The sequence below is a fragment of the Hansschlegelia sp. KR7-227 genome (assembly GCF_049446035.1).
GTDB lineage: Bacteria > Pseudomonadota > Alphaproteobacteria > Rhizobiales > Methylopilaceae > Methylopila.
Map to the genome: position 1 here is coordinate 34730 of NZ_JBMSEA010000002.1, position 13608 is coordinate 48337.

Below are 13608 nucleotides of genomic sequence, written 5' to 3' on the forward strand. Positions count from 1 at the left end.
ATTGGACCCTCTCCTTTCTACGCCCACGCAAGTTGGACGTCGTTCGGGCACCCCGTAATAACATTTGGACAAACGTACTTTATGCTGCCACCGCTAATCCAGTTGTTTACTGCATCACATGAGTGTGGGCACCTCGTACTCCAGAACGGTAACGAATTTATGGCGAACTGCTTCGCGCTTAATTCGTTACAACTTCCTATTCCTATTATAATGCAAATTGCACAGCATCACATCAACATCGGCCCACTCCCGCCTCAGTATGGTGGAAGCGGACTTGCTTTTTGGAACGGGACACGGGCGCAATGCCCAGCGCTAGTGCCATGACGATGCGTCTTTATTCGATTCTCGCATTAGCTTTTGCACTCGCGGCGTCCCCGGCGTTAGCGCAGGAACCGGTAGATCGGCCAGGTAAAGGTGACTGGTGTTACAATCCCGTCCGCTCACCAAGTCGTGCCGATCGAATAGCTTTCATCAAGGACATTTCTCCGGGGGCTATTAGAGCAGAACGAAGGTGGGGCGTCCCGGCTCCTATCATTGCGGCAATGGGCATCGTTGAGTCTGGCTTCGGAACGACACGGATAGCCATAAAGTCGAATAATATATTTGCCTATAAATGGCCTGGCGCCACAATAGCTGCAGGGCTTCAGCGGTTTGTTCTTTGGTGTCAGCCGGATTGGGACAAAGGAAATGTATATCCGGCGTTTAAGACACGTGCGGACGCTGTCGAATTTGTCGGATCTCGTCTTCGCAAGTCTAAATATTATTCACGAGCGACGAAGTCATACATGTCTGATATTGTTGATGGAAAGGACAGAAAAAACGCTGCCCTATCATGGCTTGCCACGATAGCGCCGACGTATAATCATAATGGCAAGGAATACTTTAAGGTAGTAGCCGCCTTTGCTGACAATCCCGTCGGCGATTACAGCATGTCTCTATGGGACCTAAAGCCATGAATTCAGCGGCTCGGCTCTTCGCGGCAGTTACATTGACTTTCTCTTCTTACATTCTTGAGACGAGAGCGGCGTCTGCGGAATTCAGTTGCAGTCCGAACGGGATCAACTTGCAAGTCAGTTCCGATTTATTGGTGACTTCGGAAGCCTTGATCTGGTCCAATACAACTCGTCGCCGCTATCTTGAGGGTAATGGAGACTGCGAGAATGTGACTGTAAAGGAATACGAAGAGTATCCTGTCAAGAAATGCACCTATAGAAGTAAAGATGCGGGCGTGGAAAACTTGTCCGCTCAAGTCGCACTTCTCAATCCTTCTGCGATGCAATTGTCGAACTGGGCAGTAGATGCATGCAAGGTGAACGGCGCACGTGGAAGCAAAATGGCCTCGTGTGCCGCAAAGGTTCGCAAGTATGTAATCGGCGCGAATGGAGCTCAATTCCCGGTGGCCGGCAGTGTCGTCGAGAGCTACTGTAACTCTTCGCGCAAGTATAAACCTTGTAAGACACTTCCGTTGACAGATCCAGGTCGTAAAGCTCGTAATACATGGTTTCGGGATGGGATCTCTGTTGACTACAAGCCATATATAGACGTCCGGTGGGATTCCCGCGAGTATAGCAATGCTAAGTATACGGAAATATTTGACGTTGAAAGATCAGATATCGGGCTGCAAACTACGTATTCGAGTTCCCGGGTCTCAGGAGCGAGCCCTGCCGACTGGCTCGCTTGGTATAACAGAGGTGTGGAGCGTGAAGGTGGAGCTAGGCGGACGTTTGCGCCCAAGAACGGGGAGTGGCGAGAAATTTCCAGAAAAGCTCATAAAGATGCTTGCTCGGGCACATCCCATGAGCTTTTTAGAGCTCTGATTTTTAGACAAAAATGGGCTCTATAGTATCACAATGTAACATTCCCGTCCACATGGTACACATTCGCTAGAGGTATAAGCTAATTTTTGGGGGACGAATTTTAAGAGCGCTTCTGAGCGCCTAGCAGGGATCAACTTCCACTCTACCGACTCGAGCACGACCAATGATCGGAATAAATTCCTTGACATCCGCCCCTCTGCGTGCCAGCCTCCCCTCACCTTCCCCCGTGAGGGAGGCGTGGCCGGACCGGCCGACCGCGCGGGGGTTAAGGGCGGCGCCTGCGCCGTGGGCCTCCGGCGGTCCGCGTCCCGGGACGTCGGTCACGGGCGGGACGATCGAGCACGGCCGATGAGGCCGGAGGCGGTCGTCCCGTAACAACCGCCCGTCCCGCATTACGACGGGGCTGCGCCTTCGGGGCGCCTTAAGGCGGCGGATCGGGCTCTGCGGGGTCCGGGCGCGTTCGGGCTTTTCGGTCCGGAACGCTCGGCTCCCAAGCGGTCCGAGGGCCTGACGCGGGCGGCGCCGCCCCCGCATGAGGTCCGCCCGCCGGCCGGAGAGCGGTTCCGCGACCGTCGCGAAAACGCCGCGCGCGGGGCGCCGGGCGACCGGTTGCCGCTGATACGGCTGACAGGTCTCCCGGCGCCCCCGCCTCCCGACCGCAGTCTTCTTGCCCCAAAACTTCGCGCGGGCGGCCGCGGCGGGACGCTTTCGCGCGCGCCGCTCGCGGCGCCTGCCCCCGGCCGAAGGAGCCGCCATGATCGAGATCGTCACCGGCGTCATTCCGCAGTTCCGCGCCTCGCCCGCGGGGCGCAAGACCCGCCCTCCGCGCAGGGTCGCGCCGCCCGAGGCGGCGCCCCCGCCCTGCGGGGCGCAGGCTGACGCCGATGCGCCGGACGTGCCCCCGGCGGAGACGCGGCCCGCGGGGGCTAGGTTCATTTCGACCGACGCCGTGCCGGCGCCGGGCTCGCCGCACCGCCTCATGTTCGAAGCGGTCTCGCCGGAAGGGCTGGTCGCGCGCCGGAAGCTCGCGAACGCGGCGGGACTTTCGGAAATCTGCGGCCTCGCCTCCTGCCGCCGGGCGCGCGCCTGCCGCGGCGTGCACGGCGCGATCTGCCTGCTCGAGCACCGCGAGCGGGCGCGCGAGGTGTTTCTCAAGCTGGTCGCAGCGCTTGCGCCCGGCGAGGGCGAGGAGGACTGAGGGCGGAGAGATTGTCGGGATGGGAGGCGTCGCATTTGCCTCGCCGCGGGCTTTCGGCTATACGCGCTCCGCGCCGGCGTCCCACACCCCTGGAGGGGTTCGCCGCGGCAGGCCGCCCATGACGGGCGGCCGTTTCATTTCGGAGAACGAACCCATGTCCGCGACCAAGGCTCTCAAGGCCGAGGCGCGCGAGAAGGCCGGTAAGGGGGCCGCCCGCGCGCTACGCCGTGAAGGAAAGATTCCAGCCGTCATCTATGGCGGCAAGAAGCCGCCTGTCGGCATCGCGCTCGACCGGCGCGAGCTGTCCCTGCTGCTGCACGCCGGCGGCTTCAAGACCACCGTGTTCGAGATCGACGCCGGCGGCGCCGTCGAGCGCGTCATCCCGCGCGACTACCAGCGCGACCCGGTCAAGGACACGCTGATCCACATCGACTTCTTCCGCGTGACCGCGAAATCCGTGGTCGACGTCGAGGTGCCCGTGCACTTCGTCAACGAGGAGAAGGCGCCCGGCCTCGTGCGCGGCGGCGTGCTGAACGTCGTGCGCCACACGGTCGAGGTCTCGGCCGGCGTCGACAACATGCCGGACAGCATCGAGGTCGACCTCACGGGTCTCCAGATCGGCGACATCGTGCACGCCTCGGCCGTCAAGCTGCCGAAGGGCGTCGAGTTCACGATCGAGGACCGCGACTTCACGATCGCGACCATCGCCGCGCCGACCGTCGTCGCCGAAGAGCAGGCCGAGGAGCAGGCGGGAGCCGAAGCCGAGAACCGCGGCGAGACCGTGGAGCCGGACGAGGGCGCCGAAAGCGAGGCCGCGGAGGCCGACGCTTCCGACGAGGCCGACGCCAAGCAGGACGAGGACAAGAAGTCCGAGAGCCGCAAGTCTCAGGACTGAATTCCGCGTTTCGGAGCGACCGCGATGCTGCTCCTGGTCGGCCTCGGCAATCCGGGGCCGAAATACGCCGGAAACCGGCACAATATCGGTTTCATGGCCGTCGACCGCATCGCCGCCCGCCACGGCTTTTCGCCCTGGCGGGCGCGCTTCCAGGGCGCGGTCGCCGAAGGGTCGCTCGGCGGCGTGAAGACGCTGCTGCTGAAGCCCGGCACGTATATGAACGAGAGCGGCCGCGCGGTCGCGGAGGCCGCGCGCTTCTTCAAGATCGCGCTTGCCGACGTCGTCGCCTTCCACGACGAGCTCGACCTCGCGCCCGGCAAGCTTCGGGTGAAGGTCGGCGGCGGCGACGCCGGGCACAACGGGCTGCGGTCCATCACGGCGCATATGGGCGCGGGCTACAAGCGGGTGCGGCTCGGCATCGGCCATCCCGGCCGCGACGCCGTGCTGTCCTATGTGCTGAACGACTTCGCCAAATCCGAGCAGCCCTGGGTCGACACGCTGGTCGACGCCGTCGCGGAGGCCGCCGACCTGCTCGGAAAAGCGGAGGACGCGAGCTTCCAGAACAAGGTTCATCTCAGGATGGAGGCGGCAGGCTTCGGCGACCCGCCCCGCGTCGGCGAGGCTCGCCCCTGATCCGGCGCGCGTGCTAGAAGCCCGCGCGATCCCTAATCTCCTGCGACGGACACTTTCACGCCATGGGCTTCAAATGCGGCATCGTCGGCCTGCCGAACGTCGGCAAGTCGACGCTTTTCAACGCGCTCACGCAGACGGCTGCGGCCCAGGCCGCGAACTATCCGTTCTGCACGATCGAGCCCAATGTCGGCGAAGTCGCGGTGCCCGATCCGCGGCTGTCCGCGCTCGCCGCCATCGCCGGATCGAAGGAGATCATCCCGACGCGCCTGACCTTCGTCGACATCGCAGGCCTGGTGCGGGGGGCGTCGAAGGGCGAAGGACTCGGCAACCAGTTTCTCGCCCACATCCGCGAGGTCGACGCGGTGGCCTATGTGCTGCGCTGCTTCGAGGACGACGACGTCACGCATGTCGAGGGCCGGGTCGACCCGCTCGCCGACGCCGAGACGGTCGAGACCGAGCTCATGATCGCCGATCTTGAGAGCCTCGAGAAGCGCGTCGTCGCGCTGGAGAAGCGGGCGCGGGGAAACGACAAGGAGGCAAAGGAGCAGCTCGAGATCGTCAATCGCACGCTGCCCCTGCTGCGCGAGGGAAAGCCCGCGCGGCTGGCGAAGATTTCCGACGACGAGCGGGAGGCCTTCGACGCGCTGAACCTGCTGACCTCGAAGCCCGTGCTCTACGTCGCGAACGTCGACGAGGCGTCGGCCGCGACCGGCAACGCCTATTCGGCCGAGGTGGAGCGGCGCGCGAAGGAGGAAGGCGCGGTCGCGGTCGTGATTTCCGCAAAGATCGAATCGGAGGTGGCGACTCTGCCTCCGGAGGAGCGCGCCGAATATCTCGACGCCCTCGGCCTGCACGAGACCGGGCTCGACCGGCTGATCAACGCCGGCTACCGCCTGCTCGGCCTCGTGACGTACTTCACCGTCGGCCCGAAGGAAGCGCGCGCCTGGACCATCGAGCGCGGCACCAAGGCCCCCAAGGCGGCGGGCGTGATCCATAGCGATTTCGAGAAGGGCTTCATCCGCTCGGAGACGATCGCCTACTCCGACTTTGTCGCGCTGAAGGGCGAGACGGGGGCGAAGGACGCCGGCAAGATGCGGCTGGAAGGCAAGGAATACGTCGTGGCCGACGGCGACGTGCTGCATTTCCGCTTCGCGAACTGAGAGACGCGCCGTGGCCGACCCCCGCTTCATGTTTGAGGATTTCAAGCCCGGCGATCTGCTCGACTATGGCGGCATGGTCGTCGACCGCGACGACATGGTCGCCTTCGCGCGCGAATACGATCCGCAGCCGATGCATCTCTCGGAAGCCGCGGCGCAGGGCAGCATGCTGGGGGAGTTGATCGCCTCGGGCTGGTACACTGCGGCGCTGCTGATGCGGATGAGCTGCGATCACATGATGGTCGACTCCTCCTCGCTCGGATCGCCAGGGGTCGAGCGCCTCGAATGGCGCGCGCCGGTGCGCGCGGGTGACATCCTGAGGGTCCGGGGCGAAGTGCTCGACGCCCGCGTCTCGAAGAGCCGGCCCGAGATCGGGATCGTTTCGTTCCGCTTCGAGGTTCGGAACCAGGACGACGTCGTCGTGATGCGGCAGGAAAATGCGGTCATGTTCGGCCGCCGCAGCGGCGGAGCGAGCTGATGCATCTCGAGGATTACGAGATCGGCCTCAAGGTCGAACTGGGTTCGCACAGCTTCACGGCCGAAGAGATCGTGCGCTTCGCGTCGAAATACGATCCGCAGCCGTTCCATCTTTCGGAGGAAGGCGGCAGGGCCGGCCCGTTCAAAGGGCTCGCCGCCTCCGGCTGGCACACCTGCGCAGTCTGGATGAAGCTGATGATCGCCTTTCAGATCCGCACGGCGAAGGAGCGTATGACCGCGGGATTGCCCGTCGGCCGCGCCGGGCCGTCGCCGGGCTTCGAAAAGCTGAAGTGGAAGCGTCCGGTCTACGCCGGCGACACGCTGACCTACTTCGCGGAGGCGATCGAAGCCCGGCCCAGCGAGAAGCGCCCGGCCTGGGGCGTGCTGCGCGCCCACAACACCGCCCTCAATCAGGAGGGCGTGGAGGTGTTCGAGTTCACGAGCGCGGTGCTTGTCGAGCGCCGCCCGACGACCTGAGAGGGGTCTGCCCGCAGCGGTCGAGGGCCTGGACATGCGGGCGAACGCGGACGGGTGGACGCCCGCCACGCGCAGCTTCCGCGGCCCTTTCATCGCCGCCGGCGCTTTTCGTCAGCTGCTGAGCTTGAGACGGGGTGGCGCTCCCCTACCCTTCTTGCGGAAGCGAGGGGCCTCGCCGCTGGAGCTACATGATGCCTGCACCTGCTCTGTCCACCACCTTCCTGTCGCTGTCCACGCTGCAAACGCTCAGGCTTGAGGCGCAGTTCGCCGCCTCCGCCTATTCTGACGGGACCGTCCCCGCGGGATATCGCGACGTCGACCTCACCAAGATCGGCATCGACGACGACCACATCAGCGGCGCCTTCTACGACAACGGCGACGCCGGCGCCCGGCTGATGCGCAAGGGCGACGACTTCTACCTTGCGTTCCGGGGCACGGATTCGAACGACGACCTCGTCGACTACCTCCGCGACGGAGACGACTACATCGACCGGTTCGACGATCTGCTCGACGCCGTCTCCCAGCTCGACGGCCGGGTCTTCGTCACCGGCCACAGCCTCGGCGGCGCGGCGGTGCACCAGCTGCGCGACTCCATCTCGGACTATGGCGGCACGTTCCGCTCGGCCAAGTTCTACTCTTTCGCGTCGCCGATCTTCGAGCAGGCGTCTCAGGTCGCCTCCTTCGGCTACGCCAACGACCAGATCTACGGGCTGCAGGAGGACGGCAGCCCGCCCTTCGTCGACAACGTGTTCTGGTACACGTCCGACAACGGCATCGACCGGCCGGACGATCTGGACTTCGAGGACACCGAGGCTCACGCCATCCTCAACCAGATCGAAGGCCTCGGCCGGATGACGCGCGCCGACGTGTTCAAGCCGGATTACGGGCTCGTCGACGAGCGCGGGATCAACCTCTCCGACAACGTGATCCTCAGCGGGGTCTACAAGACGCTTAACGTCGACGACGACGTCTCAGGGCGAACCGTCGTGCTCGGCGTCGACGGACGCCTGCCCGGCGAGGCGGCTCTCAACAACAGCGACCGCATCATCGGTCGCGACGGCGCAAGCGCGGACTGGATGGACGGCATGCGCGGCGACGACGTGCTGATCGGGCTTGGCGGCAGTGACCGGCTCATCGGCGGCGCCGGCTATGACACGCTCGGCGGCGGCGACGGCGCGGACGTGCTCTACGGCGGCAATCTCCGCGACGAGCTCAAGGGCGGCGCGGGCGTGGACCGCTTCGTCTTCGCGGATCCGGCGGGCCGACCGGATCTCGTGCTGGACTTCCACGCCATCGCCGATACGAGCGTCGCCAGCCAGCGCGATAAGATCGCGATCGACGCCTCGGCGTTTGGAGTGGGTGCGAATGAGGAGTTCGACGTCATCAGCGGCGCGAGGCCGCCCGTCGCGGAGCGCGTTGGCGTCGCCACCGTCCTCTATTCCAGCAACAGCGGCTATCTCTTCTTCGACGCCGACGGACGAGGCGGAGACGACGCAGTGACGATCGCGCGGCTGGGAACCACGCCCTCCGAAATCCGCGAAAACGACGTCACGCTGATCTGAGCGGCCTCATGGCGCGCCGAGGACGCGCCCCGCGACCGCGTCGAGCTTGGCGACCAGCGCCGGGTCGCGCTCGTTCGGCGCGGTGACGAGGGCGAACTCGAGCGCGCGATCCGAGCCGATCGGACAGGGCTCATGCTCGGCCGGAAAGTCTGCCGCAAGCCGAGCCACGAGCCGGCTCGCGGCGTCGCCGTTGGCCCGCATCACGGCGAGGATCGCCGGCACTTCCGCCCCTCCTTCATGCGGCCGCCAGGCGTCGTAGTCGGTGACCATGGCGACGCTCGCGTAGGAGATCTCGGCCTCGCGGGCGAGCTTCGCCTCGGGCATGTTCGTCATCCCGACCACCGACGCCCCCATCGCCTTGTAGGCGACCGACTCCGCCCGCGTCGAGAACTGCGGCCCCTCCATGCAGACATAGGTCCCGCCGACGACGTGCGGCACGCCTTCCGCTTCCGCAGCCTGCCTGAGGCGCTCCACGAGCCGGGGAGCGACAGGGTCCGAGAAGCCCACATGAGCCACGCAGCCGGCGCCAAAAAACGAGGTCTCTCGACGGAATGTGCGGTCGATGAACTGATCGACCAGCACGAATGTCCCCGGCGGCAAGTCCTCGCGGTAGGATCCGCAGGCCGACAATGAGACGAGATCCGTAACCCCCGCCCGCTTGAGCGCGTCGATGTTGGCGCGATAATCGATGTCGGAGGGCGCCAAGCGGTGACCCGCCCCATGCCGCGGCAGAAAGAGCACGCGGGTCTCACTGATCCAACCCTCTCTCAACGACGCCGACACGCTCCCCCAAGGGCTCGTGATCGCAAGGTCTCGGGCGTCTTTAAGGCCCGGCAGGTCGTAGATCCCGGATCCGCCGATCACGCCGAGCGTCGCTGTCGTCACGCGTGCCTCCATATGAAAACGGCGGGCCCGAAGCCCGCCGTCGCAGTGTATCCGGCATTCGACCGCCGGCCTCTAGGCCGGGATGTGCTTGGCTTGCTCCCAGACGCGCTTCTTCGTCGCATACATCATGCCGGCAAACACGACGAGGAAGAAGATCACCACGAAGCCCATGCGCTTGCGCTCGGTGAGATGAGGCTCAGCCGCCCACATCATGAAGGCCGCGACATCCTTGCCGTATTGATCGACGGTGGTGGGAGATCCGTCGGGATACTCGACCTGGCCGTCCTGGATCGGCTGGGCCATCCCGATCCAGTGGCCGGGGAAGTAGGCGTTGTAGTGCAGGCCTTCGCGCGGCGGCTTGTCGCCATGCTCCGGCTCCTTGTAGCCGCCAAGCAGCGCGTGGATGTAGTCCGGCCCCTGTTCCTGATACTGGCCGAAGATGTCCACCAGAAACAGAGGGAAGCCACGCTCGTAGGTGCGCGCCTTGGCCAGGGTCGAGAAGTCAGGCGGATAGGCTCCGCCGTTCGCGGCGCGGGCCGCCTCCTCATTCGCGAACGGGCTAGGAAAATAGTCCGAGAGCCGTCCCTTGCGCTCGAACATGTCGCCGCTCTCGTTCGGCCCGTCCTTGACCATGTATTCGGAGGCGACGACCTCGGCCTGATCTTCGCTGTATCCGGGGCCGCCCTTCTCGGCGAGATTGCGGAAGGCGACCATCGAAAGCGCATGGCAGTTCGCGCAGACCTCGCGATAGACCTTGAGGCCACGCTGGAGCTGACCGGCGTCGAACTTTCCAAACGGGCCCCAGAAGGACCAGCTCTGCCGCGGCGGGTGAACCTGTTCCGCCGCCGACGCTCGGCCAATGTCGGCCGCCGCGATTCCGAGACCCACGCCGGCGATCAGCGCCGCCGCGCGGGCGGCGCGGGCGATCGCGCCAATCATCCTGCCGTCCGCGAACCGGATCATCGCCGTCTCGATCATCCGCGTGACTCCGGAGACGCCGCCGCAGCGGGCGGCGCGAGGCCCGGATTGCCGGGAACCGAACTTTTCGCGAGCCCGAGAACGGAGTCCGCGATCGAGGCGGGCAGAGGCCTCGTCTTTTCGAACCGGCCGAGCAACGGCAGGATCACAAGAAAGTGGATAAAGTAGTAGGCCGTCGCGAGCCGCGACAGGATCACGTAGACGCCTTCCGGCGGCTTGGAGCCGAGCCAGCCGAGCAGGATGCACACGGCGACGAACACCCAGAAAAACTGCCGGAACAACGGCCGATAGTTGCCGGAGCGTACGCGCGAGGAGTCGAGCCAGGGCAGCACGAACAGCACGGCGATCGCGCCGAACATGAACAGCACGCCGCCGAGCTTGGAGGGGATGGCGCGCAAGATCGCGTAGAATGGCAGGAAGTACCATTCCGGCACGATGTGCGCCGGCGTCACCAGCGGATTCGCCTGAATGTAGTTGTCGGCGTGACCGAGATAGTTCGGAATGTAGAACACGAAATAGGCGAACACGACGAGGAAGCAGATCAGCCCGACCGCGTCCTTCAGCGTCGCGTAGGGGGTGAAGGGCACCGTGTCCTTCCGGATGTCCTTGACTTCGACGCCCGTCGGATTGTTCTGGCCGACATGGTGCAGCGCCCAGATGTGCAGTCCGACCACGCCCGCGATCATGAACGGCAGGAGATAGTGAAGCGAGAAGAAGTGCTTCAGCGTCGCGTCGTCGACTGAGAAGCCCCCCCACAGCCACGTCACGATCGACGGCCCGACCAGCGGGATCGCCGAGAACAGGTTGGTGATGACGGTCGCGCCCCAGAACGACATCTGACCCCAGGGAAGAACGTAGCCCATGAAGGCGGTCGCCATCATCAAAAGCAGGATGAGCACGCCGAGGATCCACAGCACTTCCCGGGGCGCCTTGTAGGACCCGTAATACATGCCGCGGAACATGTGGATATAGACCGCGATGAAGAACATCGACGCGCCGTTGGCGTGCAGGTAGCGCAACAGCCAGCCGTAGTTCACGTCGCGCATGATCTTCTCGACCGACTCGAACGCCTTGGTCGCATCGGGCACGTAGTGCATCACGAGCACCACGCCGGTCAGGATCTGGGCCACGAGCATGAAGGTGAGAATGCCGCCGAAGGTCCAGAAGTAGTTCAGGTTGCGCGGCACCGGGTAGGCGACGGCGGAGGAGTGGAGCAGCCCCACGATGGGCAACCGGTCCTCCAGCCATTTCGCGACGCCGCCCTTAGGCTGGTACGTCGAATGTCCCTGCATGCGTTCGTCTCCCGGGCGCCCGTTAGGCTATGATCGTCGGCTGAGCCGATCTTGATCTTGTCAGTCGCGCCGGCTTGGGCCGGCGCCAGTCGCGTCGAAGCGTCAGCCGATCTTGATCTTGGTGTCGGAATCGAAGGCGTAGGGGGGCACCGGGAGATTCTCCGGCGCCGGTCCGCGGCGGATGCGCCCGGAGCTGTCGTAATGGGAGCCATGGCAGGGGCAGAGCCACCCGCCGAAATCACCGGAATTCGAGATCGGCACGCAGCCGAGATGCGTGCAGACGCCCACGACGACGAGCCAGTTCTCCTTGCCCTTGGCCGCACGATTAACGTCGGAGGCGTCGGCGCCGGGCATGTTCTCGTTGCGAGCCTGTTTATCCGGCAGGTCGGAGAGCGGGACGCTCTTGGCGGTTTCGACCTGATCCTTGGTGCGGTTCCAGACGAACACCGGCTTGCCCCGCCACTTCACCGTGACGACCTGGCCTTCGGCGATCTGCGAGAGGTCGACCTCGCTGGACGCGAGCGCGAGCGCGGCCCTGTCCGGGTTCATCTGCGCGATGAAAGGCCAGGCGAGGAAGCCAGCTCCTATGGCCGCCGTCGCGCCCGTCGCGATGTACAGAAAATCGCGCCTGGACGGCTCTTGAGCGTCATGGGTCGCTGTCACGTCGGCGTCTCCCCCATATGGGTTGCGCCGGCCGTTCCCGGCGCCGTGGCTGAGCCCTTTGGAATGGCTCTTAAACCAACGGCTACTTCGCACCCGACTTTTGGACTGTCCACCCGTCCGCCGCGATTAAGACACGATGTCGCATCGCGGTACGGTCAAAGAAATTTGTGATCGACTGCCGAAGCCATGCGCCTTGCCCTCTATCAGCCTGACATTCCCCAGAACGCCGGCACGCTGCTGCGGCTTGCCGCCTGCCTCGGGATCGCCGTGGACATCATAGAGCCTGCGGGCTTTCCCGTGACGGACCGCGCCTTCCGTCGGGCAGCGCTCGACTATCTCGATCATGTCGCGATCGAACGTCACGTCTCCTTCGCAGCCTTCGATTCCAATCGCCTGTCCGCCGGCCGACGGCTCGTTCTGCTGTCCGCGAGGGGCGCGACGCGTCATCTCGACGTCGTTTTCGAAGATCGCGACGTGCTGATGCTCGGCCGCGAATCGGCTGGCGTACCCGCGCAGGTCCACGATGCCGCGGATCTGCGCGTCGCCGTGCCGATGCGCCCCGAATTCCGCTCTCTCAACGTGGCGGTCGCCGGGGCGATCGTGTTGGGCGAAGCGCTCAGGCAGACCGACGGATTTCCCAAGGCGCCCGGAACCGCTTAGACGGATCGTCCGCTTCGCCCGGAAGGCCGACAATGATCCCGTCACTCGTCGACATCGACGGCAAGAAAGCCGCCGCAAAAGCATGGTTCGAGACGTTGCGCGACCGCCTTCACCGGGCGTTCGAGGCGATCGAGGCCGAGGCCGGGGGCGACGCGCCCCCCGGCCGCTTCGAGCGCACGCCATGGAGCCGGACCGATCACGCGGGCGGCGACGGCGGAGGCGGCGTCATGGGGCTCATGAAGGGTCGCGTGTTCGAGAAGGTCGGCGTCCATGTCTCGACCGTGTTCGGGGAGTTTGCGCCCGAATTCCGCAAGGATATTCCGGGCGCTATGGACGCGCCGGGCTTCTGGGCCTCCGGGATTTCGCTGATCGCTCATCCCCTGAACCCGAACTGCCCCACAGTTCACATGAACACGCGCTTCGTGGTCACGAGCCGCGCGTGGTTCGGCGGGGGCGCCGACCTTACCCCCGTCCTAGACCGGCGCCGCACGCAGGAGGATTCCGACGCCAAGGCCTTCCACGCCGCGATGGCGCGGGCCTGCGAGGGCCACCCGGTGGCGGACTATCCGAAATACAAGGCTTGGTGCGACGAGTACTTCCATCTCAAGCACCGCAACGAGCCGCGCGGAATTGGCGGGATCTTCTACGATTGGCTGGATAGCGGCGACTTCGACGCCGATTTCGCCTTCACCCGCTCGGTCGGCGAGACGTTTTGCGACGTCTATCCCGAAATCCTGCGGTCGAACCTCGCGACGCCCTGGACCGAAGCCGATCGCGCTGAGCAACTCGTGCGCCGCGGCCGCTATGTCGAGTTCAATCTGCTCTACGACCGCGGCACGATCTTCGGGCTGAAGACCGGGGGGAACGTCGCCTCAATCCTGTCCTCGCTGCCGCCGCACGCGGCGTGGCCGTGA

General features: G+C 64.8%; 14 protein-coding genes. 10 read left to right on the forward strand and 4 right to left on the reverse strand.

Features of this window, described 5'->3' with window-relative positions:
* Window positions 1–320: 320 nt before the first annotated feature.
* The 8 genes from ACO2RJ_RS15660 to ACO2RJ_RS15695 all read left to right on the forward strand — a co-directional run bounded on the left by ACO2RJ_RS15660 (window position 321) and on the right by ACO2RJ_RS15695 (window position 8216).
* Window positions 321–956, forward strand: a complete 636-nt coding sequence (locus tag ACO2RJ_RS15660) for a glucosaminidase domain-containing protein (protein WP_423269043.1) — start codon at window positions 321–323, stop codon at window positions 954–956.
* 1615 nt (window positions 957–2571) lie between these two features.
* Entirely contained in the window at window positions 2572–3015 is a 444-nt protein-coding gene (locus ACO2RJ_RS15665; protein WP_423269044.1) for a hypothetical protein, read from the forward strand.
* A 154-nt stretch (window positions 3016–3169) separates the two neighbouring features.
* Window positions 3170–3910, forward strand: a complete 741-nt coding sequence (locus ACO2RJ_RS15670; RefSeq protein ID WP_423269045.1) for a 50S ribosomal protein L25/general stress protein Ctc — start codon at window positions 3170–3172, stop codon at window positions 3908–3910.
* Between the two features lie 24 nt (window positions 3911–3934).
* Window positions 3935–4543: an aminoacyl-tRNA hydrolase gene (gene pth / locus ACO2RJ_RS15675; RefSeq protein WP_423269046.1), complete on the forward strand. Its 609-nt coding sequence runs from the start codon at window positions 3935–3937 to the stop codon at window positions 4541–4543.
* A gap of 62 nt (window positions 4544–4605) precedes the next feature.
* Window positions 4606–5703, forward strand: coding sequence for a redox-regulated ATPase YchF (gene ychF / locus ACO2RJ_RS15680; protein ID WP_423269047.1), 1098 nt, complete (start codon window positions 4606–4608; stop codon window positions 5701–5703).
* Between the two features lie 10 nt (window positions 5704–5713).
* A complete protein-coding gene (locus ACO2RJ_RS15685) occupies window positions 5714–6178 on the forward strand; it encodes a MaoC family dehydratase (protein ID WP_423269048.1) in 465 nt (154 codons plus the stop codon).
* Window positions 6178–6654: a MaoC family dehydratase gene (locus ACO2RJ_RS15690; protein WP_423269049.1), complete on the forward strand. Its 477-nt coding sequence runs from the start codon at window positions 6178–6180 to the stop codon at window positions 6652–6654. The genes ACO2RJ_RS15685 and ACO2RJ_RS15690 overlap by 1 nt, the downstream gene beginning before the upstream one ends.
* Window positions 6655–6842: 188 nt before the next feature.
* A complete protein-coding gene (locus tag ACO2RJ_RS15695) occupies window positions 6843–8216 on the forward strand; it encodes a hypothetical protein (RefSeq protein WP_423269050.1) in 1374 nt (457 codons plus the stop codon).
* Window positions 8217–8222: 6 nt separating this feature from the next.
* Here ACO2RJ_RS15695 and ACO2RJ_RS15700 read toward each other — a convergent pair whose 3' ends face one another.
* The 4 genes from ACO2RJ_RS15700 to petA form a co-directional block, all read right to left on the reverse strand.
* Window positions 8223–9101, reverse strand: coding sequence for an S-methyl-5'-thioadenosine phosphorylase (locus ACO2RJ_RS15700; protein ID WP_423269051.1), 879 nt, complete (start codon window positions 9099–9101; stop codon window positions 8223–8225).
* 72 nt (window positions 9102–9173) lie between these two features.
* Entirely contained in the window at window positions 9174–10079 is a 906-nt protein-coding gene (locus ACO2RJ_RS15705) for a cytochrome c1 (RefSeq protein ID WP_423269052.1), read from the reverse strand.
* On the reverse strand, window positions 10076–11371 hold the full coding sequence (locus tag ACO2RJ_RS15710) for a cytochrome b (RefSeq protein WP_423269053.1): 1296 nt from the start codon (window positions 11369–11371) through the stop codon (window positions 10076–10078). The genes ACO2RJ_RS15705 and ACO2RJ_RS15710 overlap by 4 nt, the downstream gene beginning before the upstream one ends.
* 102 nt (window positions 11372–11473) lie before the next feature.
* Entirely contained in the window at window positions 11474–12034 is a 561-nt protein-coding gene (petA, locus tag ACO2RJ_RS15715; RefSeq protein ID WP_423269055.1) for a ubiquinol-cytochrome c reductase iron-sulfur subunit, read from the reverse strand.
* 186 nt (window positions 12035–12220) lie between these two features.
* On the opposite strand from petA, the gene ACO2RJ_RS15720 reads away from it, so the two are divergent.
* On the forward strand, window positions 12221–12694 hold the full coding sequence (locus ACO2RJ_RS15720) for a tRNA (cytidine(34)-2'-O)-methyltransferase (RefSeq protein ID WP_423269056.1): 474 nt from the start codon (window positions 12221–12223) through the stop codon (window positions 12692–12694).
* Between the two features lie 32 nt (window positions 12695–12726).
* Window positions 12727–13608: an oxygen-dependent coproporphyrinogen oxidase gene (hemF, locus tag ACO2RJ_RS15725; RefSeq protein WP_423269057.1), complete on the forward strand. Its 882-nt coding sequence runs from the start codon at window positions 12727–12729 to the stop codon at window positions 13606–13608.